Origin of the sequence: Nostoc sp. CmiVER01, assembly GCF_034531135.2 — a bacterium.
In the GTDB taxonomy this organism is placed as follows: domain Bacteria; phylum Cyanobacteriota; class Cyanobacteriia; order Cyanobacteriales; family Nostocaceae; genus Nostoc.
The window spans coordinates 323,397-348,978 of sequence record NZ_JAVRBU020000002.1; the positions used below are offsets into that span (position 1 = coordinate 323,397).

Below are 25,582 nucleotides of genomic sequence, written 5' to 3' on the forward strand. Positions count from 1 at the left end.
TTTTTACGCTAGCGTTTTATTTATTCAATTACATTGAAATGATTTATAAAATAAAATATTAGTAATTTTTAATTTTTATGGATAATCACGAAGAAAAAACATTTTTCTATGAAAATACCTTTAAAGTAATTCAACAATACAAAAATAAGCACAATGATAATAATATTTATAATTCTCAAGAATATAAAGATTTTTTAAACACAGTAAAAATTCCATTTATTAAGTTTTGCGACTTCATATATCAACAAATACCAACTGAAATTGCTGCCAAGAATTTTTATATAACAACAGACAATGGGCGAACTGAAGTAGATATTTATATATTAGTTTCTCCTAGTGAATTTCGCCTATACAAATATTTAGATATATTTTCATTGTTAAGTATACAGTTAATAGATTCAGGTATAGACATAAGTTTAATAAACAATGCAGGTTCATTTCTTGCAAAAAATATTTTAGAAATCAATCCTATAATGATAGCAAATAGAATTGCTGAAGATGTATATGCATTTGATTTTCCACAGAGTCATGAGAGTTGTTATTTTAATAAAACAGAAATATTAAATTCATCTAAAGAAGAATTAATTAATAAGTTTAAAGATTGGTTTCAACATTATCTTCCGTTATTTTTACAAGCAGTATCTAAGGAGGTAATACCTGATATTATTCCAACTATAAGTGAACCTTATACCTTAAACCAATGTACTGAAGATACTGGAGTTTCCCAACTAGTTTTAAAACACTGGATACGCACGATTAATCGTAAAGGTCAAGCAATTTTATATGGTTCACCTGGAACAGGCAAAACCTTCATAGCTGAAAAACTTGCAAAACACTTAATTGGCGGTAGTGATAGTTTTTCGGAACTAGTGCAATTTCATCCAGCATACTCTTATGAAGATTTCATTCAAGGTATCCGCCCCCAAAGTCAAGATGGGAAATTGACATATCCGTTGGTTCCAGGGCGCTTTTTAGAATTCTGCAAAAAGGCAGAGTCTTATCAAGATACTTGTGTTTTGATCATTGATGAAATAAACCGCGCTAATCTTGCACAAGTTTTTGGTGAATTAATGTACTTACTTGAGTACCGAGATAGAGAAATTCCATTAGCTGGCGGTAACAGCTTTCGTATCCCGAACAATGTCCGCATTATTGGGACAATGAATACAGCAGATAGGTCTATTGCCAATATAGATCATGCCCTACGCCGCCGCTTTGCATTTATTGAACTTTGCTCAAACTATGAGGTGCTGCGAAATTATCACCGAAAAAGAGGTTTTGTAATAGAGGGATTAATTAATATTTTAGAGCAGTTAAATCAGGCGATCGCAGATAAAAATTACGAAATTGGTATTTCCTTCTTTTTAACAGACAGCCTACGTGAAGATATAGAAGATATATGGCGCATGGAAATTGAACCATATTTAGAAGAATACTTTTTTAACCAGCTAGAAAAAGTAGATAAGTTTCGCTGGGATGAAATCAAGAATAAACTATGCATATAAACCCAGCACAACCAAGAATTATTGAACTTACAGAATACAAAGCTAATTTTTTTCAGCGTGATGAAATAGACGAATTAGCTGGAATGGAGTTATATCAGAAATATGAAAATCAAGTTGATGTAGAATTTCCTAACTTCAGAACAGGATATCAGTGGCAACTGAAAGCTAAAGGATGGGTAGGTTACATTTCTGTCACTCCTGAATTGCATCTAAAAATAAATCCGAAAGTACCTATCCAAAACCTCTTCGGAATGCTGGAATATGCCTACAATTTCAAAGGGTTTCGCTTTCTCGAAGGGCTAATGGATTGTGAATCTCTAGAGAATTTTTATAATAATCTAGCTCATATCTTAGCCGATAAAGTTTTAGAACGCTGCCGCAAAGGATTATATCGTACTTACTTGCCTAAAACACAGCAGCTTTCTTATGTGCGGGGAAGGCTAGATGTGCAACAGATAATTCAAAAGCCGTGGAATGTTAAACTTAAATGCAATTACGAAGAACATACGGCTGATGTTAAAGAAAATCAAATCTTGGCATGGACACTTTATATCATTGGTCGTAGCAGTTTATGTTCAGAAAGAGTATCACCAACAATACGAAAAGCTTATCACGCTCTACAAGGATTAGTAACGCTGCAACCTTGTAGAGCAGAAGATTGTATTGCCAGACAGTATAATCGCCTCAATCTCGACTATGAACTGTTACATAATTTATGTCGATTCTTTTTAGAAAATAGTAGTCCCAGTCATGAAAGGGGAAATTACAAAACCCTACCCTTTCTCGTCGATATGGCACATTTATATGAACTTTTTGTTGCAGAATGGCTTAAGAAAAACACGCCACAAAGCTATTTTTTCAAACAGCAACATCCAATAGAAATTAGTCAAAATAGGCACTTCAATATAGATATATTACTGTGTGATGCTGCTACTGGCAACACAATAGCAGTTTTGGATACAAAGTATAAAGCCCCAGAACAGGCAGGATATACAGATATTCATCAAATGATCAGCTACGCTAACACAACAAAATGCGAGCAAGCCTTTTTGATATACCCCAAAGACTTGACACAGCCACTAGATATTAAAAGCGATCAAATCCGAGTCCGCAGCCTCACCTTTTCCTTAGATGATAATCTCGATCGCGCAGGCCAAACCTTCTTGAAAAACCTTTTCTTTTCTCTCAATCACTTCAAAACTCACACCGACAATTAATAAAGGGGATAGATGACATTCGCTTGTGGCGAAGCACCCATCCCCGAATAGCTGCCCAGATCATGAACCTGGAATCTATAGTCCGGTATCTAATAATCACAGTATCGGCCGAGATATGTAGATTGTCACTGGGATAGATACTGATTTACGAAATACCTACGAAAAGATTGTTACACAATTACTCTTGTTCACCCTTAATTCCGCCTCCCATCGCCAACAGCGCCGCTCCATAAGCTGCTTCTGTGTACACTGACGCGACTACAGGAACCTGCAAATTACGCGCCCTAATCGCAGTCCAAGCTTCATTCGTCGCGCCACCGCCAGCAGTATAAACACGGTTCAATTTGTCTGCGCCCATTTGCTGTAATAATTCATACCCTCGCGCTTCTATACGGGCAATGCTTTCTAACAACCCATGCAAAAATTCCACTGGGTTATCTGGGCGTGGTGACAATCGTGGGGGTAAATTGGGATCGTTAATGGGAAAGCGATCGCCTACCTTCAACAACGGATAATAATCTAAATCGCTAGCTCTTGATGCATCAATTTCCCGGCTAAGACTTTCTAACTCAGCGTTTGTGAAAAATTGCTTTAATACTGCACCTCCAGTATTAGAAGCACCACCAGTCAACCATAAATCACCCAACCGATGGCTGTAAATCCCATATCTGGCATCTTCTTGCCGGGTACGACTTAATAACTTTAGTACCAACGTTGAACCAAGGGAAGTCACGGCTTCACCAGGTAATTTTGCCCCACTGGCAAGAAAAGCGGCAATACTATCAGTTGTACCTGCACACACCAGACAATCACGGCGAAAACTGAATTTATCTGCAACTTCAGGACTCAATTCGGCAATTGGAGTACCAGGAGGTAAAACTTTGGGTAGCTGAATCGGTATTTGCAATTCTTCTAGCCATTCTGGGTATTTCAACTCTTCCACGTCATAACCCAGCTTTAAAGCATTATGGTAATCGCTAATACCCAACTGTCCATGTAGGAGAAACGCTAGCCAATCTGCTTGATGCAGGAAATATCTGGCTTCACTAAAAGAGGGTTGTTGCCTCATCCACAAAAGTTTGACCAGGCTAGAGGTGGCGCTCAATACTGTATGATTGGGGGGTGCAATACTCTTCAAATGCTCTAGCACCAATGATCCCCGCCCATCGTTGTACAGCAATGGTGCATCTGTTGGATTGCCAGCAGTATCCACTAGTAGGACGGTGGAGGAAGTACCATTAATTGCGATCGCTTTAATTTCTCGCCGCAATTGCTCAGGTATTTGTTCCACCAGCACAAACAAAGCCTCCTGCCAAATTGTGGGCGTAACGGCGGCTGGTGAGTCCTGGAAGGGATATCGCACCTGTGCCTGGATGCTAGCTTCCTCATCAACCACCATACCGCGTGCGCCAGAGGTGCCAAAGTCGATACCCAAATAGAAATCCATAGTTTTATGAATTTTTTTATTAAAGAATTACTAAGGACTACTGATTAATAACTGCTTTTGTTGCATCTTGTAACAAGATATTCCCCAATCTTGGCAAAACAAGGAAAAGTAGTAAACGAACTGTTCAAAATCTATTCAGGTTAGGAGGTTTTCAGCCATGCCTATCTTAGATACTCTGTACATCGCTCAGATATCTTCCATCTCAGATACTCAAGTCTACATCGCTCTAGTTGTAGCCTTGATCCCCGGAGTTCTAGCTTGGCGATTAGCCACAGAACTTTACAAATAAGGCTCCGATGTGACACAGTTAAAAAGCTAATAATCCTGGCAGTACGGGGTGCAATTTCCAGACCTTATGGTGTAAAGCCATAAGTATCTAGACTTGCACTTACGTAAGCCAGGTTATTTTTTAACTGGTGCAACACTTGTAGCTATTTCAAAAAAATGAAGTAATATGACAGCTAAATCAGCAGTAATTAGCGCCAGAGAGCTTTTACAGTGCTTCCCTTCACTCAGCGAGGTTATTTTTTAGCATCATGAACGCGATTCAACCCTCCAGACCACCGTTACAACCTATACAAAAACGCCGGGTTACTCCTCGACCAAAGCGGCATCTTCGTCAACGTTCTTACCAGGTGATGGCTTTGGAAAGCACAGCCAAAATAGCAGTTAATCTTGTGATTACAGCCGTTGCAGGATCTGCTTTAGCACAACTTCTGCCTTATCATTGGTCACAGCAAGAAAAGTTGCGCGAAATTAGTACTGAAGTCAAGCTGATGGAAGGACATGTCAACAGTTTGCAGGTGGAATTTAGCCGAAACTTTGATCCTCAGCAAACCAAAAGTATTATGCAACAACAAGGGTACCGATTTGATCCTAATCAGCGTCGGGTCGTGTTAATGAATCCCGATCGCCGAGAAGATGAACAAACAGAGTCATCACCCTAAGACAAATAGCGAATTTGGGATTATTTAAGTTTCTTGTGATTCAGGCTACGTATAAGCCGGGTGTTAAATTTATATTATTGCTAATAAATAATGGTTAATAGCTAATTTTTGAATAGCTATGTAGCTATCATCTATTAGTCATGAGCGATACAGCGTCACTATACTCTCATTCAAAGTTTAATAATTTATTTTGAATTTTGAATCCCCCAGAAGAACTAATCTACCAATTAAGACGCTGATTCAGATAGCAGCTCGTTTAGCCAATTTTCGAGTTGTAAACGCAAGCGACAACCAGTAATATCCTTACTGTTGTCGAGAGAAGGCAGTTGAGTGAGGGCGCGACGATAATCAGCGATCGCACAATTCCAGTCGCCCCAAAGATGGTAAGTTCTGCCGCGTTCAGCCCAGATATGACCTTCGAGTTGACCAAAAAGCAGTGCTACCTCAAAATTCTCAATTGCCTCCTCATATTGCCCCAAATCACGCCAGGTAATGCCTCGGTTTATCCATGCCCGGACATGGCGAGGATTGAAATCAATCGCTTGATCGTAATCGGCAAGTGCTGCTGCTAATTCTCCACAAGCTGCGTAGTAATTTGCCCGATTATTATAAGCACTAGCCAGATAAGGATTAAGTTTGAGGGCGGTATTATAGTCGTCAAGCGCTTTTTGCGTTTCACCACTTTGGAAATAAATTAGCCCCCGATTGTTGTAATCAATGGCATTATGGGGATGGCGAGAAATTAGTTGGCTTAAAAGTGCGATCGCTTCAGTATAATCTCCTTGTTGAGCCGACCTTAAAGCACAAGAGCGCAAATAGCGATCGCCAAAAGTAGATTCGCTGCGATCGCTTGTCCTCTCCTCTTGTACTTTATCTGTATTATTTAGCGCGTTATTATATTGCTTGCTTTGCTGCTCACCGTCAGCTAAAAATGAGTGAATATTCATCTTTCCCTGCCTTAAATACCTGCTTTTTGAATCAAATTCTAATTTTTTGCAGCTAGTAGTTTTACTACTATGTGTATATTTTTAAGGTATTTATAGTTACTTTAAAGCTATCTCAAGACTGAATTTAAACTACTCACACCTGTAGAAATCTACGCCCTAAATAAACGATTGCTCCTCAAACCTAATCATGGATACTCGATCCCCAAGGTGAATTCCAGAAATAGCAGATGTCAATCTCAAAGACTAGTCAAGTAGTAACAGCGACAAATTGGTAGAATGCCAACAAGCCGTTCATTAAACAGGGGATGAAGAAGCAGGGGAAGCAGGGGAAGCAGGTGAGCAGAGGGGACAAGGGGACAAGGTGACAAGGTGACAAAAGTTTAGAGCTTCCAACAAGTCTTTCCCCTTGTCCCCAATTCTCCTTGTCCTCAAGTCCTCTTTCCCATGCCCAATGCCCAATGTCCAAATCCAATTTTTAAATTTTGAGAAATTTTCCGATGACAACCGCAATTTCCTATCCTAATGCCCCAGATTTAGCAACCGATGATTACATTGTTATCGGCTTGGCAACCTGCTTCGTCAAAGAAGATGGAGAAGTTTATCAAATCGAAGTTATAGAACCAATTCCCTCTGCGGCTTTAGAAGCGCTCTTAAAGGGCATCCCTACCTCCTATAAGCTGGCTCATGCCACAACTTTAGGAGCTGTGCTGGATGGCGATTCACAAGTATTGCCAGATGGCTTTCCAGAGACGGCTCAGTTTGGAGAAGAATTTGTGCCGAGGGCATTTGCAGCAGCTCGTACCTACAAGCGTCGTGAATCTGCAAAATCTTTAATTCCCTTAGGTACAAACTACACTGAATTTAAGTATTCTACTGAGCGCAAACGGGTGTTAAACGCCGCTAGAGTTGTCACCAAAGAAGATAACGTTAAACAGCATTCTCACACTCACAAAGTGCTTTAAGTAATTATGCTAAAACTTTATGGTGGCGCTCGTAGTCGAGCTTCAATTGTTCACTGGTTTTTAGAAGAATTAGGAATTCCCTACGAATTTGTCAGGCTTGATATGCAGGCAGGTGAACACCTCAAGCCTGAATATTTGGCAATTAACCCGGTTGGTAAAGTTCCAGCAATTGTTGATGGAGATTTTAAACTTTGGGAATCTGGGGCAATTTTGCTGTATCTTGCCGATAAGTACAGTAAAACTCCACTTTCGCCAGAGGAACGTGCTGTATTTTACCAATGGGTTTTATTTGCCAATGCTACCCTTGGCCCAGGGATTTTTGGAGAGGAGAATCGGGAACGGGAAATGCCCCGCTTGTTGACTCCGTTAAATGAAATTTTCAGTAAGCAACCTTTTTTACTTGGCAATGAGTTCACTGTTGCTGATGTGGCAGTAGGGTCTATTTTGAATTACATTCCCATGATACTGAAGCTAGACCTCAGCCCTTATCCAGCAGTTTTGAACTATATGAAGCAATTATCTGAGCGTCCGGCATTTCAAAGAAGTATTGGCGGACGGACTTAAAATAATTCGTAATTCGTAATTCGTAATTAAATTTTTAACTACGAATTACGAATCTTTTAACGATAATTTGTAAATTGCAAAGCAACTGGGTAGTCTTCTTGTTTTAGACGCTGCATGACAACTTGCAAGTCATCTTTAGATTTGGCAGAAACCCGCACAGCATCACCTTGAATTGAAGCTTGTACCTTTTTGAATTCGTCCCGAATCAATTTGGAAATTTGTTTGGCAATTTCCTGACTAATGCCTTTTTTAAGTTTGATTTCTTGACGCACGCGATTACCACTGGCTGATTCAACTTTGCCAAAATCAAAGATTTTCTGGGAGAGGTTACGCTTGGCGGCTTTTTCTCGCAGAATGGTGTGTACAGAATCTAAGGTAAACTCGCTGTCAGTACTAACGTTAATGCTTTCCTCGACTAACTCGACAGTAGTTTCAGTATCTTTGAGGTCGTAACGACCTTTGATGTCTCGGATAACTTGATCGACAGCGTTAACCAACTCTTGTCGGTCAAAGTCGCTCACAATGTCAAAAGAAAAAGTAGAAGCCATAAAACATTTTGGATTTTAGATTTTGGACTTCGACTTCGCTCAGTCGAACGATTTTGGATTGGGAAAAGTTTTCCCCACTCCCTACTCTCCATGCCCCAATTAACTAGTAGCTTGAATGATGCTCAATAAGATGAGAGTGGCACAGCTAAGGATGCCAATGCCAAACATCAGCGATCGCAAAAGGGGTATATTCAAAATATAAAAAATTGAGTATAGCAAACGGGCTACCACAAAGGCGATCGCAGCTATTTGGGCTGTAAAAGAATTTACACCAGTTACATAAGCCATCAATGCTGCTGCGGCAAACACCATAAACGCTTCAAAGGTGTTCTGATGTGCCCAAGTAGCTCGTTGTGCATAAGGTGGCAATTTATCAAACATAGCGCGAGGAGTAGAAAAACTTTCATACCCAATACGCACACGGGCATAAGCTACTAGCAAAAATGGCACGTAAATTAGAACGACAGCAGCAGCGATCGAGTACAAAAAAATTATCATTACTTATTAGTCATTGGTTATTAGTCATCAGTGAGCCAGCGCGGTCTTGGGGGTTTCCCCCATGAGTGACTGGCGAACCCGTAAGGGCCATCAGTCATCAGTCATTAGTCAAATACAAATGACAAAGGACAAATGACAAATGACTAATCAAAGTAAAAAAGCGTCACCACTTTTCTTTGTTCTTCTGCATCCTGACAAGTTTGTAACAGGGTGCGACTGTCGTGAAACGCAAAGCAGATTAGTTGCTGGCAACGGGAGACAATCTCTTTGTTGCACAAGTAACTAGCTTCAGCAAGAGACAGATTATCATTACTGGGATTTTCGACTAGATGCATTACCTGTTCTAGTTGCTGGCGCGATTCCAAAGGCTGGCGTTCCAGGCTTTGGGGTAGAATCACTGTCAACAAATTTGCATCCGCCCGTGTTGCTCCCTTAATGGCAGCTGAATTTGTACCTGTAGCACCAGAAGTAATGATTCGATTACCCGATAAAACTAGGGCGTATGTCATCATTTCAATAAGATTCTGATGCGTAATCGGGACATGACGAGAACCCAGCAAGGCGATTCTTTTAGAACCCGTTTGCTGGATTGTCGCTAGTTCTTGCGCTAATGTATCTAGGTTAATAAGGTCTGTTGATTGGCTCAAAGATGGAGATAATCACATTAAACGACCCAGATATTCTACCAAACAGCGTGTAGATACGAGGAAAACTTGAATTAAACATTGTTACTAATTTTCAATTGTTTGGTTCAGTAACTCTCTTACTTGGTTACACCAGGCTAGCCAATGTGTTTCGTAACTAATGCCATTTAGGAGAGTCAAATACTGAAATTTGCCTGATTCTGGCAGTTCTTGCGGATTCTGAAAGTAAAGCTGTTCTAATTGCTTGTACGTAGACAATTTTTTTAGATGGGCTTCTTGGTGATGTTCTAACTCTGCCAAGATAGTTTGCTTATGAACAATATGACCAGCAAAAATTTTTACCAGTAAATCATCTTTAATCGGTGTGGGTTCACAAGGTTGAGCAATCCACTCTTTGAGGTGCTGTTCTCCTAAGTCTGTAACGCTGTAGAGTCTTTTATCTGGTCGTCCTGCTTGAAGAATCGACTCGGAACTAATCAATCCTTGATCTTCTAGCTTCGCCAACTCTCGATAAATCTGCTGGTGACTTGCTGACCAGAAAAAGCCTACAGAGCCATCGAATCGCTTTGCCAAATCATACCCACTACAGGGTGCATCAACCAGAGCAGCTAATATTGCGTGCGCTAATGCCATATTTTTTAATTCACCACTTGACTTATGCAACTAATTGCATAATGATATTTATATGCAATTAGTTGCATATTAACTTAAACAACAAGGAGTGAGATATGCCTCAAGTAATACCGGGACGATTTACAGCCGAGATTGATGAACCCTTTGTTGTGTTTCTGATTGGGATGCGAATTAATAAATTATTCGCTTTTTCCAAATGGATTCCCACAGCCAGGGCAATGTCGCCCATGCTACAAAGCCTTAATCAGAATCCTGAAAAAGGGTTTTTAGGGGGAGAAACTTTTGTTTACTGGCGAGGGGTAGGACTGATTCAGTATTGGCGATCGTTCGAGGATTTGGAGCGTTTTGCTAGAAATCCAGCCGATGCACATTTAAAAGCTTGGCAAAGGTTTAATCAAGCCATTGGTGCTGATGGCAGTGTCGGCATTTGGCACGAAACCTATTTAATAGAACCGGGAAGATATGAGGCAGTTTATGGAAATATGCCTGTCTTTGGATTAGCTGCTGCAACTAAGCACGTCCCAGCTATGGGGCGCAAAGAAACAGCTCGCCGTCGCCTGGGAGGTGACGGTGAGCCGGCTGTACCCTCAGCAATACAGCCTTCTAACTGATAACTGAGCAATGAATCTAAGACAATGCCGTTGCCGGAGTTAAACCTAATTTGGATAACAAGCGGTCAATGTCAAAATGCTCAGACATCAACTTGCGAATATACTGAACCTTTATCGGCTCGTGGACACGGACTTGACCAAAAGTGCGGTCAACAATTTCTACAGTAGTTAGGGTATCTAAGTCAACAGACAAAATGGGGATTTCTAGGTCTTCAGCGCGACTGAGAATGAACGGTGGGGGTGGTAGTTGCCCGGTGAGAATTAAACATTGGGTAGAAGTTTCCAAAGCCGCTTGCTGAATTTCCACGCGATCGCCTCCTGTTACCACTGCCATATTCCGACGTTTGCGGAAATATTTCACAGCAGAGTTGACATTCATCGCTCCAATTGCTAAACTCTCAACCAACAAATCCATGCGATCGTTACGACAGAGAACATCAGCCTTTAACTGTTTGACCAGTTCGCCAACACTGACACTGCGGAGCAAATCGCTATTAGGTAGCATTGCTAACACTGGAATCCCCTGCTGTTCCAAAAACGGGCGCAAGAGAGTATCAACTGCTTCTAGTTGGGTGACAGGGATATCATTGATCACAACTCCAATCAAGCGATCGCCCACACGCCCTTTAGCAGCCAATAGCGACTCAACCGAAAGCAACGATTTATAGCGAGCTACTAACAGCACGCCAGCATCCAATACTTCAGCAATTTGCAGCAAAGACAAGTCAAACAAATTGCCTTCGGACAAATCACCAGGCCCCTCCAGTAACACCAAATCTCCTTGAGATTTATGCAAATATTGCTGTATTAAGGACTGCTGATAATCGGTTTTGTCTTCCCCTCGCAAGCGTTTTTGCACATTTAGTTCATCCAAAGCCAGCATTGTAGGTGCAACACGGTTTTCCGGCAAATTGAGGCTAAGAGCGATGAATTGGACATCTTCCTCAATCACGGTTCCACTGGACGAATTCAAACATGTACCAAGCGGTTTACCGTAGGTAATATCCAGTCCTTTTTGCTGTAGCTGATGAGACAAACCCAGAACAGTTGCAGATTTACCGCTATAAGTCTCGGTTGATCCAATCAGCAAATATTTAGGGGATTTTGGCACACATGCACTCCTAATTTCAAAAGTCAGAAGAACCCAGCTAGGTGTTTTCTAATTCTAGTTCCTTCTGGCAAAAGCCTCAGCTCTCACAAATTAAGGTTTCCCAGAATTACCTTCTGATTGAACAAGCAGGGGAGGCTGAGGAAGTAGGGGAAGCAGGGGAGGTTTTTGAGGAAAGAGGGTTCTTGTTCAGTAATTCTTCTCTCAAGAACAGCTTTTCTTTTTTAATTGTCTGGCTCAACCAAGAAATTCCTTAACTCAACGGTATTGCACCTTATCTCCCTCTCCCGTTGCCCTATAATCATCAATTTGGGTCAAATAAATAGCTGGCAAAAAAAGCTGCGATCGCAGTAGATGATTTCCCCAATTCTTCTTTTACGGCAATCTAGCCAATAAACCGTAGTATTGTAGCTGAGTATGAACATCTCACATTTAGCTAAAAAAAGTAAGTTGCAGTAACGAAAATTGCCCATAACTCAGGTAAAAAGCTTCTCTTCGGCAAGATCAAGTTTTGAAAAACTGTAGTGTTTAGTGAGGAAAACCTCAATGATTATCGATCCCTCCCAGAACGACCCACGGAATACTTATCAATTACTTGTAGGTTCAGTGGTTCCCCGACCGATCGCTTGGGTGTCAACGATCGCTAGCGATGGTACGCCCAATGTTGCACCTTTCAGTTTTTTTATGGGCGTGACAGCTAACCCACCGACTCTAGCCATCTCCACAGGTCTCAAACGTGGTGTTAAAAAAGATACTTTATTTAATGTAGAGCAGTCGGGTGAACTAGTGGTCAACATAGTTGTTGAAGAATTGGGAGAACAGATGAACACCACTAGTGGTGACTTTCCACCAGATGTAGACGAATTTCAAGTAGCAGGACTAACTCCTGCTCCCTCAAAGCGGGTGCGTCCGCCACGAGTTGCTGAATCACCGATTAATATTGAGTGTGTGCTGAAGCAGGTAGTTTACGTAGGAAATGAAGGTAGCCAATCGGGATTAATTATTGCTGAGGCGGTGCTGTGGCATATTCGGGACGATTTACTTACACCACAAAACACAATTGATGTCGCAAAGTTGCATGCAATTGGTCGCCTGTCGGGTAACTGGTATACCCGCACTCAGGATTTGTATGAAATTACTCGCCCGGCTTAAATGCCCCGCTTCGCTAACGCAATGGGCTAACGCCCCGCTCCGCTAACACAATTAAAAAACTTAGATACAGCAATACTTTCAAGGTTCACATCTGTATCAGATTTTTCGTGAAATGGTATAAGTTGTAGAAATTGAAAAATTCTGAAAAAATATCCTGCTGGGGAGAGAGATTTTAATGGACTAATTTGAGTGATAGCGATTTGATCGGTGTTATATCATGTCCGCCTAATTAGTTATAATTCCCGCATCTATGCAAAAAATAGGAAAACTTCTTTCCCCCTGCTCCCCTGCGATTTTAATGATAAGTCTTTCACCGAACATGATATTAATCTTATTAGTATCGACCCGACTTCAGATGCGATCGCCTCCGACACACTAGAAGCGAAAGCAGGTGAAAAGCATTCATAATTTTCATCAAAAGCCCAACACCTGCATTGATTTTTCAAGTACTTCTTTGGGGCGAAATGGTTTAGTTAGATATAAATCTGCACCAACTTCTATTCCTTTTTGTTTATCAAATTCCTGTCCCTTCGCTGTCAAGATCACGATATAAATATCAGTCAATTGTAGTTCGTGTTTAACAATATGACAGACTTGCAGACCATTCATTTTAGGCATCATCACATCGAGAAAAACCAAACTTGGTTTTTCAGTTTTAATAGTTTCGAGAGCTTCTTCTCCATTTCGAGCCGTTAGAAGTTCAACACCCTCGTCTTCTAATGCTTCTAAGGCTTGTTCCATCAAAATTAAGATATTAGGTTCATCGTCAACAATTAGAATTTTCTGGTTCATAGGGATTGGGAATTGGGGATTAGGGATTGGGGATTGCAGATTGGGGATTGGGGATTAGAGATTGCGGATTAGAAGAATTCCTTCCCAGTTCCTAGTCCCCAACCCCCAGCCTCAACGATTACTGTTCAGACAGCATAATAAAAAATACATTTTCTAACTCTTTCTCAAAGCGTAGGGTTTTCACCAAATCGGCTTCTTGAGAGAAGATAGAATCAATGATGATCATGTCAGGTTTAGCTGACAAGGCTTTATAAATGCATTCTTGCGGATTGGAGGCTTCAATCACACTGTATCCCTGAGTTTGCAGTACATCTGATAAGGTTTTTAAAGCTGATGCATTTTTATCTACAACCAATACTTTTTTATTAGAAGTACCCTGGTAAAGCAGTGAGCCAATTTCGTTGAGGAGTTTTTCTGTGTCAATGGGCTTAGTGAGATAGCGATCAATACCAATATGGTAGCCTCGTTCTTTGTTTTCAATAATCGACAGAATGATGATTGGAATGTCTGCGGTCTGAGGATCATTTTTGAGGACGGCTGCTACATCGAAGCCGTTGATTTGGGGCATCATTACGTCCAAAAGAATCAAATCGGGACGGGCTATTTTGATTTGATGAATTGCATCCATACCGTCCTTTCCTTCACGAACATTGTAGCCTTCGTTTTCCAATTGTTGACGCAGCAGTTCCCGAATATTAGCGTCATCATCTACAACCAAAATGGTTTTACGGTTTTGGTTTAGCACAAGGTTTTTGGTGATGACGTGTTCTTTAAGTTGTTTGACTAGTGTATCCAAATTCAGATTAGCAGTGGTTTTTTGATCGCTGGCGTAGGTGGGAATGATAAATGAAAATACGCTGCCGTTACCTGGTTCACTCTCAACCCAGATTCTACCGCCGTGATGATCGACGATTTGTTTACAGATAGGCAATCCTAACCCTGTGCCTTTGGGTTTGTCGGTGAGGGTGTCGCCAACTTGGCGGAATTTCTCAAACACTTTCGGCTGATCTTCAGGTGCAATCCCAATGCCTGTGTCGATAACGCTGATGCAAACACCGTCGTTTTCTTGTTTGACGCGACAGGTGACACAACCAGATTCGGTAAACTTAACGGCATTGGAAATTAAGTTGATTAAAACTTGCAGCAAACGATTGCGATCGCCTATTATCTGAGGCAGTTCAGGTTCAATCTCGCTCACAAATTGCAAACCATTGGTTTCAAATAATCCGGCGGTCGAATTGGTTGCCCAATCCAATAATTCGCTAGGATCAATCGGCTGCATCTGCCATTCCACCTTACCTGCTTCCATCTTGGCGATGTCCAAGACATCATTAATCAAAGATGTGAGCCGTTCTGCTTCCGATACAATAATGTTGAGATTGTCAGCCACCCGCTTAATTGTTTTTTGAAGCTTGCGGTCTTCGCTAGAAATCATTGGGAACACATCGGTTTGCAACTTTTCTTGAATAATCGACGCAAAACCGAGGACAGAAGTCAATGGCGTCCGCAGCTCATGAGAAACTGTTGAGATGAAGTCGGTCTTCATCTGGTCGATTTCCTTTTCTGCCGTCACATCTCGAATTAGCAGCGCCGAACCAAAGCAGGCGGCGGGTTCTGAATCTGTCGTCTTTTTGAAAATGGCAGTTGCCACTGCCTGACCAATGCGTTCTTTGGTCAGTGCAACTTCGGCAGAGAACACCTCTTTGGGATAGGACTGAGTTCGTGCAATTAGGTCTGCTAAACCAGATATCGGCAATTCTCGGTAGTGACCGTTGAGGGCGGTAGCTGTTAATCCATGCATAGCTAAAAAAGCAGGATTGAAGTGGGTGATTTTTCCTGCGGTGTCTGCCACTAACAAACCATCTGCTAAGTTATCCAAAATGGCATTTAATCCCTGCGCTTCTGCTAAGGTATTTTGCAGGGCAGCTGTCCGCTCGACAACTCTGGCTTCCAGTTCTTGATTTAGTTGCCGCAGAGCGATTTCTGCTTGTTTGCGAGCAGTAATATCGGTATTGATTTCTAGCATAGCGCAGGGTTGACCGGATAAATCTCGTTGCAAAGTCCAACGGCTCTGAACGGTGATCGGTCTGCCATCGCGCGTCATGTGTTCCAGTTCTCCCTCCCAAGTGCCCTCCCGTAGAAACTCTGATAGAATTTCTTCTAAAGGTTTTGGAAAGGTTGATTTTATAAATGCGTGAATGTATTGGTCTTTCACTTCCTCACGCGTCCAACCGTAGAGTCTTTCGGCACCCTGATTCCAGTGAGAGATTTTGTCGCTCATGTCGCGGACGATAATGGCATCGCTGGAATGATTCAACATATCGAATAAACGTTGATTTTCAGCTTCTGCCTGTTTGCGATCGTGAATATCAGTACAGGTGCCAATCCATTCCCGAATACTGCCGTCTTCTTCCAAGACGGGGGCACCACAGACAGAGAAGTAGCGGTATGTACCATCCTTACCATGCAGTCGATATTCGGTTTGGTAGATACTTCGGTTTGCCACAGCAGCATTCCAAACTTCTATGGAGTTGGCACGGTCATCGGGGTGAATTGGATCGATCCAGCCCCAACCCTCAACTTCAGTTTCACTCTGCCCCGTATAGTCCCTCCAGGTGAGCATTTCACTACTTATTCCTAGCCCTTCCGGGGTAGCTCCCCAGACAATCTGTGAAGTCGCAGTTACTAACGAGCGATATCGTTCTTTTAGACGCTGATTTTCTGCTTCTGCCAGCTTGCGCTCGTTAATATCGGTGCAGGTGCCAATCCACTCCCGGACGCTGCCATCTTCTTCTATAACGGGCGCACCCCACACCCAAAAGTAGCGATAGTTGCCATCCTTGCCACGAATTCGGTATTCAATTTGATACATACTCAGGTTTGCCACAGCAGCACTCCAGACTTCTCCGGTGTAGGCGCGATCGTCGGGATGAACGGCATCAATCCAGCCCCCATTTTCCGCTTCAGCTAGACTTTGACCTGTATAGGCTATCCAGCTTGCCAGTTCAAAACAAATTCCTTGTGGTGTGCTTACCCAGACAATTTGTGTATTAGTAGTTACTAAAGAACGGTATCGGGCTTCACTCTGTTTCAGAATTTGTTCAGTATGTTGGCGTTCCTGCTGAATGCGTCGAAGATCGCTGATATCCTCCACACTAGACCAGATCAGTTGCTCTCCATCTTTCTCAATCATCAGTCCAGAGATCCTGACCGGAACCAGATGCCCGTCTTTGTGGATTAACTCTTTCTCATAGGGGCCGTAGCGACCAGTTTGTTCTAGGTTCTTTAGCGTAGCTTGGTCAGTAGCTGCATAGTTTTCTGGAGTAATTTGCCAGTAGTTGAGATTCAGAGTTTCTAGAACAGTGCGCCCCAAAATGGCAGCATAGGCGGGGTTGATATTAATTAGTGTCCCATCTGTTCGGCATAGTACTAGCCCAACAGGACATAGTTCAAATAGCTGACTATTGTATTCATCAAGTTGATTAAACATGGTTGAAATTTCTTTTAATGGCGTATTTGGGTAGGGTTAGAACAACAGAACCAAGACAACAAAGTGGCGTAAAGCCTTAATGAAATTGGATGGCGTTGGAACATCTGGTAAATTTGATCGGGTGATGCACTTTCCACATTTTGATTGTGCTGTGAGAGTCGCTGGATCAATTGAGTATGGCGAATCAACAAATCCGTCGGTTTGAGCATTGGAGTTGTTGATGGAATGAAGCCATCAGTATTGGGAGTATGGGATAATTCTGTTGTGTAAGTTTGCGAGACAGAGGCGCTATTCTGTTCTTCAGTAGCATCCACCAATGCACAATTTAACGGAATCTGAATCCAGAATTCTGTTCCTTCACCCAGTTGAGAACGACATTTGAGCATTCCCCCATGTTTGTCTACAATAATTTGGTAGCTGATTGCCATACCTAACCCGGTTCCCTTACCAATATCTTTTGTGGTGAAGAAAGGATCGTAAATGCGGCGAATTACCTCCTCCTTCATGCCTGGGCCGTTGTCAGCGATACGAATCACAACCCACTGTTGGTCAAGAACTTGGGTACGAATAGTTATTTGGGGATTGGGGGTTAGGGATTGGGAGCTACTTCTGAATCCGGAATTTTCCATATTTTCTTCTAAAGCATCGATGGCATTTGCCAGGATGTTCATAAATACCTGATTCAACTGTCCGGGGTAACATTCAATTAGAGGAAGTTTTGCATAGTCTTTAACGATTTCAATTGCCGGACGATGAACATCTGCTTTCAGGCGATGATGAAGAATCATTAAGGTTCCATCGATGCCATCGTGGATGTTCACGGCTTTCATGTCGGCTTCGTCATGGCGAGAGAAATTTTTCAGAGATTGGACAATTTCTACAATGCGACTTGTGCCCAGTTTCATCGAATCTAACAGTTTGGGAAGATCCTGCATGATAAATTCTAGGTCTATGTTGTCTAACTCTGATTCCAGTTCTGGAGGAGCAACAGGTAGGAACTTTTGATACTTTTCCAACAGGTGCAATAAGTCTTGGGCGTATTCGGCAACATACCTTAAATTGCCGTAAATAAAGTTAACCGGGTTGTTGATTTCGTGGGCAACTCCGGCAATGAGTTGTCCGAGACTGGACATTTTTTCGCTTTGGATCAACTGAGTTTGGGCCAATTGCAACTCATGAAGAGCTTGCTGAAGCTTCTGTGTTTGGGCTTTTGCCTGGAGGGCTGCTTTGGTGCTTTGCTCGTAAAGCAAAGCTTTGTCAATAGCGATCGCACTTTGAGAGGCAAAGATACTCACAAGTTTCAGGTGTTCAGCCATGTATGAGTCTGTTTTGGGCGTTCCAATGGCGATCGCTCCCAGTACCCGCTCCTTGGCTCGCAACGGTACACAAATCATTGCACTAACGTTTTTTTGCCCCTCTAACCGAGGATCGGCTTGCACATCATTGACCAGTTCTGCGCGGTTGGATTGTACAATGTCGCCAATAATTCCCTTACCCGGTTCCGGTTGACTGTGGTCAAAAAACATTCCAAATTCGGCAATGATTTCAAACTCAGTTGCATCTGGACTCAAAAGCAGAATCATCCCCGCAGATGATTCAATTAATTGACTCAATTCTTGAAGCACAAGTTGGGCAATTTGTCGCGTATCTAAACTTGTTGTCAGTTGAGTCGAGATATCCTCAAACAAATCAATTTCTTGGTATCGCTCTAGCAATTCTTTGGCGAGTACTTTCTTCTCAGCTTCCTGCTTTGCCAAAAAGGAGAGCAAAGTCGCAAGTAGAGTTGCCTGTTCTCCCCCAACAACCCAACCGATGATTTCTCCTGACACCTCGATTGGATATCGGTTTTTTGCAGTTTGCTCCCCAATGCTAATCAGTTTCGTGCCGTCTACTAGTTCAATATCAATCGCAATGTTAAACTGGTAAATTAAGTTATGAAGTAGAGATGGCAACTCTTTTTTGTTGAGCATCTTTCTGAGGTTAACTGCGGACATGAAACACCTCATAAGTAGCAACTTGTAAATTGGCTGTATTCAAGTCAACCAGGTTATTAATTTTATCTGCTACCTCTGGGGCTAAGTTTCCAAAGACAGGCATGTTCTTAGTTTTTACCAGTTGCGATCGTGCGGCCTCTCCTATAGAAAAGCAGCCTAAACTGTATTGCAACCCTCTGCCTTCTGCCTCCTGCCTCCTGCTCACTTCACCGTAGCTATCCATACCCCTTCCCTGCGGGACGCTCCGCGAACGGATAAGGAAGCTACGCCTAGCATCTCTAAAAAAGAGAGAAATTGTCATAAAAATCTAGGGATATAATAATTTACTAATTAAGACTAGGTTTCCCAGAAAGATGGGCGACATAACAACAAAGTTGAGCATTAGCAAATATATTTAAATTACGTAATAGAGGCGTTCTTGCGTCTATAGAAATCGCTTGCTTTTTGATGAGTTACAGACAAACTATAAATAAAGCCTTCACAATTCTATAAAGGCATAGATTAAAAGCTATAGTCAATTGGTGTCTGTTGTTGCGATTACTCGTAAATTGGGAATCAGCTTTTCTGAGGTTGGAATAGTTTTCTGTCTGGCAAAAAATAAATAGTTTACGAAAAAAGGCTGCGATACCTTCGGTAAGCTTCTCTACGAGACGCTCCGCGAACGCTAACGCAGCCTTTTTTGCTAATTTTAAAAAGTATGGCTCTCCAAGAGGAGTTAGGTAAGCGCTAGCTTCTGTTAGATCCGAGAGTAACGAAAACGAAGTCTAAGTAACCGAAGCCAGCGTAACCACATTTGTGCAGGTTGTTCAAAGAACGTGAAAATATCACCGAAACCCAAATTAGTTTTGTGATGATGCAACCAGTGTCTTTCAGGAGTAGTAATAAATAGAATTTGGCATAAAATATTGACAGGCTTTGAAGTTTGCCAACCTAGTACACTTATGTGTCTCCACCATACATGAAACTGACCAAGCAGTAATCCAGAGATAACGCCGATGGGAGAGAAAGGCCACAAGACTACTGCTATAAGTACATAAGGCAAAGCTCCCAAGATACCATCTAAAAGAACTTGGGGATTAAAAGTCAAAATAGCGTAGTGGCGAAAGTCCTTCTTCCAGGAGTGGTGCGTTTTTAAATGTAGGCTACCAAAAACGTGCTCGGGTACGTGGTAAAAAAATGTAGATAAAAAATCGCCAAAAAACAGTAATAACCAAGCAACAACGATAGCCTCAAGCATTTGTACTCCTCAAGTAAGTTAAGAAACTCCACAGAAAATATGCAAATTTGATGCTGTAAACGTAGACACCTGATTTTCTATGATGCTTGCATCATCTATGCATTTCATGGGTCTACACTCCAGTTAATTTGACTCAGAGTATATGTAATTGGGTAAGTTGCAGTTTCTACGAATCTATAATCCTTAATGCAGTAAACAGCAACTTGTAAGAACCTCCAATTTGGCTTTTAACTCTGGATTAATGGCAATAATACATCTAAATTCCGATAGGAATACTGTATTTTACCATAGTTACTACATAATCTTCTTACTAAGACATACAGCGTAAGCAAAGGTTAAGTTAAAATTAGTACAAATTTAGGTTAAGGCGTTCTTCAGTATTATTAATACTAAGCTGATTGCAATTTAAGCTTTAATTAAAAATTTAATTAGAACAATAGAAATAGGCATTCTGCCAAGGTAGTCTGGGTTATCAAAGTGAGGAAAGCTGCTTGACAATTAAATTAAGAAGTGGCAAAATTTGGAGTATCTAGAATTAACTATATGTCATATATAGTAAGCTATCAATCAGCATCATCCTATCTTCAAATTTCTGGATGATTTGCTCTTCCAGCAAGAACTGTCTCCTGCGGTCTACCTCCTTCAATTAGAACTTGTCCTCTTGAAAAGGTATCTCGGCATACCCCAAATTTAGGTTACTTTCCAATTAGGAAGGTAAAATTAGAGTTTGAAGGTATGATTACAGGATTTATCTGTTTCAGCATGAACAAAAAATGGGCCGTCAAACGAATCACTATAAACCTGGCATCAAATGAAGCCAAGAACCTTGAAAAGTATTGTGAACAAACAGGCAGACCAGCAACGGATGTGATTCGAGAACTGATTCGAGCTTTGCCACTGATAAAATAAAAGTAGATTTGCGAACCATTTAACCTTAGTTTATTCTCAAGATATTAAGTATTAGAATCTGGTTGAACTACTCAGACTTGCCTACGGCTGTTCGGCTTTACCGTTCCCGAAGGGTAGTTTGATGGCCCTTCTGGACTGAGGCTTTTCAAACTTGGCATGAAAAGTCAGATCAAGGCAACGCTTGAATGAGTTCCCGAATTACATCTATTGCTGGTCTACCTGTCTGTTTACAATACTTTTCAAGGTTCTGGGCTTCATCTGATGTCAAGTTTAAGGTAATTCGCTTAAGCGCCCTTTTTCTACTGGAGGTTGCCAAACGGGGAAATTTAAGTGCAGCAGTTTTATTCATTGATTGATAGGCTAGATATATAGGAAGTTTCTTTATCAAGCTTGCCAATTTAGAAACGTCTTTACCAGTGAAGATCAGGATTTTGAGATTGAACTTAAGCTTTACGCCTCAAGTATATTACTTAAAACTCAAAGTATTAAATTACTAATACCACACGTAATGAATCTACCATTACCAAGTACAAGATCCTTTTAGCTCAAGAGATGATGTCAGCAATGTCCTACAAGCCAGATTGTCTGTTGAGCAAGCGGTGTTGAATTACCGAGACAAGTGGATCGCCAAAAGTGGCTTTATTAGTGAATATTTTGGTAATATACCTGTTTTAATTCTTCTGCAACATAAAATTATTCGTTTGTTATAGTTATCACCTCATATCTATAGCAACCTAGTAAATAATTCCTTTTAATCAAAGGTGATTACACCAACAGTGAGTTAATACATGACTTTACAGAATTCGAGACGCAAGCGTGGCGTTGCACTTACTAACAAGGGGTTACAGAAAATTAAGGAAGCAAGGCATCAGTCAGAAGCAAAGGAAAATTTTGGAAACAGGTATACTCTTGAAGAAATAAGTGCGCGTTCTGGGTTATATTCAGCTACTATCTCGAAAGTATTGAATCGGGAAGGAGGAGTTGATAAACAGACTATTGAGAAGCTTTTTTCAGCTTTTAAGTTAAAAATAGATAAAGGTGACTATTCAAGCTCAAATACTCATCTAGATTTGGGAGAAGCTATCTTTAACTCAGTTTTTTATGGACGTATAGAAGAACTTAATACGCTAGAGCAATGGATTCTTAATGAACACTGTCAATTAGTCGCATTATTGGGAATAGGAGGGATTGGGAAAACAACCCTTTCTGTAAAATTTGCTCAACAGATTCAGGAAAACTTTGAGTATGTAATCTGGCGATCGCTACGAGAAGCTCCACCTGCTAAAATTATTCTAAGTAACTTAATCCAATTTCTATCTGACGAACAAGAAACAGAAGGTAATTTACCAGAAAGTTTTAGTGAGAGGGTATCGCGGCTACTCTATTATTTACAAAATCATCGCTGTTTGGTAATACTTGATAATGCAGAGTCAATTCTCCGCAGTGGTAGCCGCGCTGGACTTTATCGAGAAGGATATGAGGAATATGGTGAGCTTTTAAGACGGGTAGGAGAAGCAACTCATCAAAGCTGCTTAGTGCTGACTAGTCGTGAAAAACCTAGAGAAGTGGCATTATTGGAAGGACAAGCACTACCTGTTCGCTCATTACGGCTGAGTGGCTTGAAGGTTGCGGAAGGGCAAGAAATCTTAAAACTCAAAGGGCTATATGCGGCAGAGGACGAATGGAAAGTAATAATTGAACGCTATGCAGGCAATCCATTAGCGTTGAAGATAGTTGCCACGAACGTTCAAGATGTTTTTGATGGTAATGTCACTGGATTTTTGCAACAAGACACATTTGTTTTTGGTGACCTTAGTGATGTTTTAGAGCAGCAATTTCGGCGCTTGTCACCTTTAGAAAAGGATATCATGTACTGGCTAGCGATTAATCGTGAGCCGATTACGCTCTTAGGATTGCGAGAGGATATTGTATCACCAGTATCACAAGCAAAATTAATAGAGGCTGTGGAATCTTTAGGAAGGCGATCGCTAATCGAGAAAGCTACGCCTATGCTCATTGAAAAAACTGAATCACTTTTTACCCTCCAGCCTGTGGTTATGGAGTATGTGACTAGTAGCTTGATAGAACTTGTCTGTGAGGAGATTGTCATTCAGAATATTGATTTATTTAGATGTCATGCTCTCATGAAGGCGACAGGTAAAGACTATATCAAAGAGACTCAAATTCGCCTCATAATCAAACCAGTTATAGATCAATTGCTTAATGTTTTAAGAAGTAAAAGAAACATTCAAAATCAATTAACTCAAGTTCTTACAAAACTCAGAGAGACATCGCCGTTAGAACCAGGATATACAGCTGGCAATATTCTCAATCTTCTTTCTTATTTAGAAACAGATTTGAGTGGCTATGATTTTTCTTATCTGACTGTTTGGCAAGCAGATATGCGAAGTATCAATTTACATGATACAAATTTTGCTCATGCTGATCTAGCTAAGTGTGTTTTTGCTGAAACCCTCGGTGGTATTTTTTCGGTAGCCTTTAGCCCCGATGGCAAACTTCTAGCTACGGGCGATACTAATAATGAGATTCGCCTGTACCAGGTTATAGATGGACAACAGATGCTCACTTGCAGGGGTCACACTGCTTGGGTTCGATCCGTTACCTTCAGTCCTAATGGAGATATTATTGCTAGCGGAAGTGACGATCAAACAGTGAGGTTATGGAATGTTAGCACTGGTCAGTGTATTGCAAATTTGCAAGGGCATAGCAGTGGTATCCAATCTATCGCCTTCAGCACGAATGGTCACATACTGGCGAGTAGCAGTGAGGATAAAACTGTAAAGTTTTGGGATATCAATACTGGTCTGTGTTTTAAGACTTTATCAGTAGATGATTATAGTGTATGGTCAATTGCTTTCAGTCCCGATGGTGACACAGTGGTAACTGGAAACGACAATCACACCCTCAATCTATGGGATATCAACACTGATCAATGTATTAAAATATTGAAAGGACATACCAATAGAGTACATTCCGTTAGCTTCAGTGCAGATGGTCGCATTTTGGCTAGCGCTAGTCATGATCACACAGTGAAGCTATGGAATGTTGACACAGGACAATGCTATTTAACACTGCAAGGTCATACTGACTCAGTACATTCTGTTACCTTCAGTTTGGATGGATATATTATTGCTAGCGGTAGTGATGATCAAACGGTGAGAGTCTGGGATGTTGCCACAGGTAAATGTATTAGAACTTTGAGAGGACACAGCAGCCGAATATGGACAGTTGCACTCAGTTCCGACAAAGATAGCTACGTTTTGGCCAGTGGCAGTGATGACCAAAAGGTTATGCTGTGGGATGTAAGTACTGGTGGTTGTATCAGGATTTTTCAGGGTTATTGTGATGGAGTTTGGTCTGTCGCCTTCAGCCCAAACGGTTATATGTTGGCTAGCAGTGGGTCTAACAAAATTGTAAGGCTTTGGGATGCTACCATTGGTACTTGCCTTCAAACCTTGCGGGGACACAATAATCGGGTTACATCAGTTTCTCTTAGTCCAGATGGTCGCATTTTAGCTAGTGGTAGTGAAGACCAAACGGTAAAATTGTGGGATGTCAACACTGGTCAATGTTTCACAACCTTAAATGGGCACAGTAACCGTATATTAGCTGTTACCTTCAGCCCAAATGGTCTGATTTTGGCAAGTAGCAGCGACGATCGCACAATCAAGCTATGGGATACCAGTACAGGTAAATGCATTAATACCTTGAATAGACAAAGCCATCGGGTCTGGTCTATCGCCTTCAGCCCGGACGGTCAGATACTAGCTAGTGGTTGTCATGACCAAACAGTAAAGTTGTGGGATATCAACACTGGTCGATGCCTTAAATCCCTTCAAGGACATACTGATTGGCTGTGGTCAGTTAGCTTTAGTGCTGATGGGCAGCTTTTAGCAAGTGGCAGTAGCGATCAAACAGTGAAGTTATGGGATGCGAAAACAGGTAAACACCTTAAAACTCTACAAGGTCATACCAGTTCTGTCTACTCAGTCAGCTTTAGTGCGGATGGACGCCTTCTAGCGAGTGGGAGTGGCGACCAAATGGTGAAGTTATGGGATGTCAGTAATGGACAATGCCTCAAAACTTTGTCAGGACATACCAAGTGGGTTTGGTCACTTGCCTTCAGTGCCCATGATCAAACTCTAGCTAGTAGTAGCCAAGATGATACGATTAGAATATGGGATGTGAAGACTGGAGAGTGTCTAAAAATTTTGACGAATGATAGGCCCTATAAAGGCATGGACACCACAGGCATTACAGGTATAACTGAAGCTCAAAAAACCTCTCTGAAAGCTTTAGGGGCAGTTATTTATGGAGAAAATAATCATACAGTTATAAGCTGAAAAAACTTGAATG

23 protein-coding genes are annotated in these 25,582 nt (G+C 41.4%); 11 read left to right on the forward strand and 12 right to left on the reverse strand.

Annotation, left to right across the window (positions count from 1 at the left end; all coding sequences use genetic code 11):
* The first annotated feature begins 77 nt into the window (after nt 1-77).
* Nucleotides 78-1,505, forward strand: a complete 1,428-nt coding sequence (locus RMZ43_RS04110) for an McrB family protein (protein WP_322654564.1) — start codon at nt 78-80, stop codon at nt 1,503-1,505.
* Nucleotides 1,496-2,722: an McrC family protein gene (locus tag RMZ43_RS04115; RefSeq protein WP_322654563.1), complete on the forward strand. Its 1,227-nt coding sequence runs from the start codon at nt 1,496-1,498 to the stop codon at nt 2,720-2,722. Before RMZ43_RS04110 ends, RMZ43_RS04115 begins: the two co-directional genes overlap by 10 nt.
* Before the next feature lie 178 nt (nt 2,723-2,900).
* On the opposite strand, the gene RMZ43_RS04120 is transcribed toward RMZ43_RS04115, so the two are convergent.
* Nucleotides 2,901-4,169: an FGGY-family carbohydrate kinase gene (locus RMZ43_RS04120; protein ID WP_322654562.1), complete on the reverse strand. Its 1,269-nt coding sequence runs from the start codon at nt 4,167-4,169 to the stop codon at nt 2,901-2,903.
* A gap of 199 nt (nt 4,170-4,368) precedes the next feature.
* Here RMZ43_RS04120 and psaM point away from each other — a divergent pair, with 199 nt between their 5' ends.
* On the forward strand, nt 4,369-4,458 hold the full coding sequence (gene psaM, locus RMZ43_RS04125; RefSeq protein WP_040630342.1) for a photosystem I reaction center subunit XII: 90 nt from the start codon (nt 4,369-4,371) through the stop codon (nt 4,456-4,458).
* Between the two features lie 247 nt (nt 4,459-4,705).
* The gene (locus tag RMZ43_RS04130; RefSeq protein ID WP_322647544.1) at nt 4,706-5,116 is read left to right on the forward strand and encodes a hypothetical protein; all 411 of its coding nucleotides are present in this window, start codon (nt 4,706-4,708) and stop codon (nt 5,114-5,116) included.
* A gap of 227 nt (nt 5,117-5,343) precedes the next feature.
* Here the strand turns inward: RMZ43_RS04130 and RMZ43_RS04135 are convergent, their stop codons facing one another.
* On the reverse strand, nt 5,344-6,063 hold the full coding sequence (locus RMZ43_RS04135; protein ID WP_322654561.1) for a tetratricopeptide repeat protein: 720 nt from the start codon (nt 6,061-6,063) through the stop codon (nt 5,344-5,346).
* Between the two features lie 497 nt (nt 6,064-6,560).
* Here RMZ43_RS04135 and RMZ43_RS04140 point away from each other — a divergent pair, with 497 nt between their 5' ends.
* Both RMZ43_RS04140 and RMZ43_RS04145 read left to right on the forward strand, forming a co-directional pair.
* Nucleotides 6,561-7,025: a hypothetical protein gene (locus RMZ43_RS04140; RefSeq protein WP_322647546.1), complete on the forward strand. Its 465-nt coding sequence runs from the start codon at nt 6,561-6,563 to the stop codon at nt 7,023-7,025.
* Nucleotides 7,026-7,031: 6 nt separating this feature from the next.
* On the forward strand, nt 7,032-7,589 hold the full coding sequence (locus RMZ43_RS04145) for a glutathione S-transferase family protein (RefSeq protein ID WP_322654560.1): 558 nt from the start codon (nt 7,032-7,034) through the stop codon (nt 7,587-7,589).
* A 56-nt stretch (nt 7,590-7,645) separates the two neighbouring features.
* Here RMZ43_RS04145 and RMZ43_RS04150 read toward each other — a convergent pair whose 3' ends face one another.
* The 4 genes from RMZ43_RS04150 to RMZ43_RS04165 form a co-directional block, all read right to left on the reverse strand.
* Entirely contained in the window at nt 7,646-8,137 is a 492-nt protein-coding gene (locus RMZ43_RS04150) for a YajQ family cyclic di-GMP-binding protein (RefSeq protein ID WP_012411046.1), read from the reverse strand.
* A gap of 99 nt (nt 8,138-8,236) precedes the next feature.
* Nucleotides 8,237-8,635, reverse strand: coding sequence for an MAPEG family protein (locus tag RMZ43_RS04155; RefSeq protein ID WP_322647548.1), 399 nt, complete (start codon nt 8,633-8,635; stop codon nt 8,237-8,239).
* Nucleotides 8,636-8,778: 143 nt separating this feature from the next.
* Complete coding sequence (locus tag RMZ43_RS04160) at nt 8,779-9,282, reverse strand: hypothetical protein (protein ID WP_041565591.1); 504 nt, start codon at nt 9,280-9,282, stop codon at nt 8,779-8,781.
* Between the two features lie 84 nt (nt 9,283-9,366).
* Complete coding sequence (locus RMZ43_RS04165; RefSeq protein ID WP_322647549.1) at nt 9,367-9,912, reverse strand: PadR family transcriptional regulator; 546 nt, start codon at nt 9,910-9,912, stop codon at nt 9,367-9,369.
* Between the two features lie 95 nt (nt 9,913-10,007).
* On the opposite strand from RMZ43_RS04165, the gene RMZ43_RS04170 reads away from it, so the two are divergent.
* Nucleotides 10,008-10,523, forward strand: a complete 516-nt coding sequence (locus tag RMZ43_RS04170; RefSeq protein WP_322654559.1) for a DUF4188 domain-containing protein — start codon at nt 10,008-10,010, stop codon at nt 10,521-10,523.
* 16 nt (nt 10,524-10,539) lie between these two features.
* Here the strand turns inward: RMZ43_RS04170 and RMZ43_RS04175 are convergent, their stop codons facing one another.
* Entirely contained in the window at nt 10,540-11,634 is a 1,095-nt protein-coding gene (locus RMZ43_RS04175; protein WP_109010813.1) for a phosphotransacetylase family protein, read from the reverse strand.
* 543 nt (nt 11,635-12,177) lie between these two features.
* Here RMZ43_RS04175 and RMZ43_RS04180 point away from each other — a divergent pair.
* Both RMZ43_RS04180 and RMZ43_RS04185 read left to right on the forward strand, forming a co-directional pair.
* Complete coding sequence (locus tag RMZ43_RS04180; protein WP_322654558.1) at nt 12,178-12,783, forward strand: flavin reductase family protein; 606 nt, start codon at nt 12,178-12,180, stop codon at nt 12,781-12,783.
* A gap of 207 nt (nt 12,784-12,990) precedes the next feature.
* The gene (locus tag RMZ43_RS04185) at nt 12,991-13,191 is read left to right on the forward strand and encodes a hypothetical protein (protein WP_322654557.1); all 201 of its coding nucleotides are present in this window, start codon (nt 12,991-12,993) and stop codon (nt 13,189-13,191) included.
* Between the two features lie 6 nt (nt 13,192-13,197).
* Here RMZ43_RS04185 and RMZ43_RS04190 read toward each other — a convergent pair whose 3' ends face one another.
* The 5 genes from RMZ43_RS04190 to RMZ43_RS04210 form a co-directional block, all read right to left on the reverse strand.
* Nucleotides 13,198-13,575, reverse strand: coding sequence for a response regulator transcription factor (locus tag RMZ43_RS04190; protein WP_322654556.1), 378 nt, complete (start codon nt 13,573-13,575; stop codon nt 13,198-13,200).
* 118 nt (nt 13,576-13,693) lie between these two features.
* Complete coding sequence (locus RMZ43_RS04195; RefSeq protein WP_322647554.1) at nt 13,694-17,065, reverse strand: PAS domain S-box protein; 3,372 nt, start codon at nt 17,063-17,065, stop codon at nt 13,694-13,696.
* A 14-nt stretch (nt 17,066-17,079) separates the two neighbouring features.
* Nucleotides 17,080-19,059 carry a GAF domain-containing sensor histidine kinase gene (locus RMZ43_RS04200; RefSeq protein ID WP_322647555.1) on the reverse strand — a complete coding sequence of 660 codons (1,980 nt, stop codon included), beginning with the start codon at nt 19,057-19,059 and terminating at the stop codon, nt 17,080-17,082.
* Nucleotides 19,046-19,282 (reverse strand): hypothetical protein, encoded by a 237-nt coding sequence (locus tag RMZ43_RS04205; RefSeq protein ID WP_322654555.1) that lies wholly within the window; start codon nt 19,280-19,282, stop codon nt 19,046-19,048. Before RMZ43_RS04205 ends, RMZ43_RS04200 begins: the two co-directional genes overlap by 14 nt.
* Nucleotides 19,283-19,795: 513 nt before the next feature.
* On the reverse strand, nt 19,796-20,296 hold the full coding sequence (locus tag RMZ43_RS04210) for a fatty acid hydroxylase (protein WP_322647557.1): 501 nt from the start codon (nt 20,294-20,296) through the stop codon (nt 19,796-19,798).
* 762 nt (nt 20,297-21,058) lie between these two features.
* Between RMZ43_RS04210 and RMZ43_RS04215 the strand changes: the two genes are divergently transcribed.
* Together RMZ43_RS04215 and RMZ43_RS04220 are read left to right on the forward strand one after the other, a co-directional pair.
* Nucleotides 21,059-21,205 carry a ribbon-helix-helix protein, CopG family gene (locus tag RMZ43_RS04215; protein ID WP_229493684.1) on the forward strand — a complete coding sequence of 49 codons (147 nt, stop codon included), beginning with the start codon at nt 21,059-21,061 and terminating at the stop codon, nt 21,203-21,205.
* 788 nt (nt 21,206-21,993) lie between these two features.
* Nucleotides 21,994-25,569 (forward strand): NB-ARC domain-containing protein, encoded by a 3,576-nt coding sequence (locus RMZ43_RS04220; RefSeq protein ID WP_322654554.1) that lies wholly within the window; start codon nt 21,994-21,996, stop codon nt 25,567-25,569.
* Nucleotides 25,570-25,582: the final 13 nt, after the last annotated feature.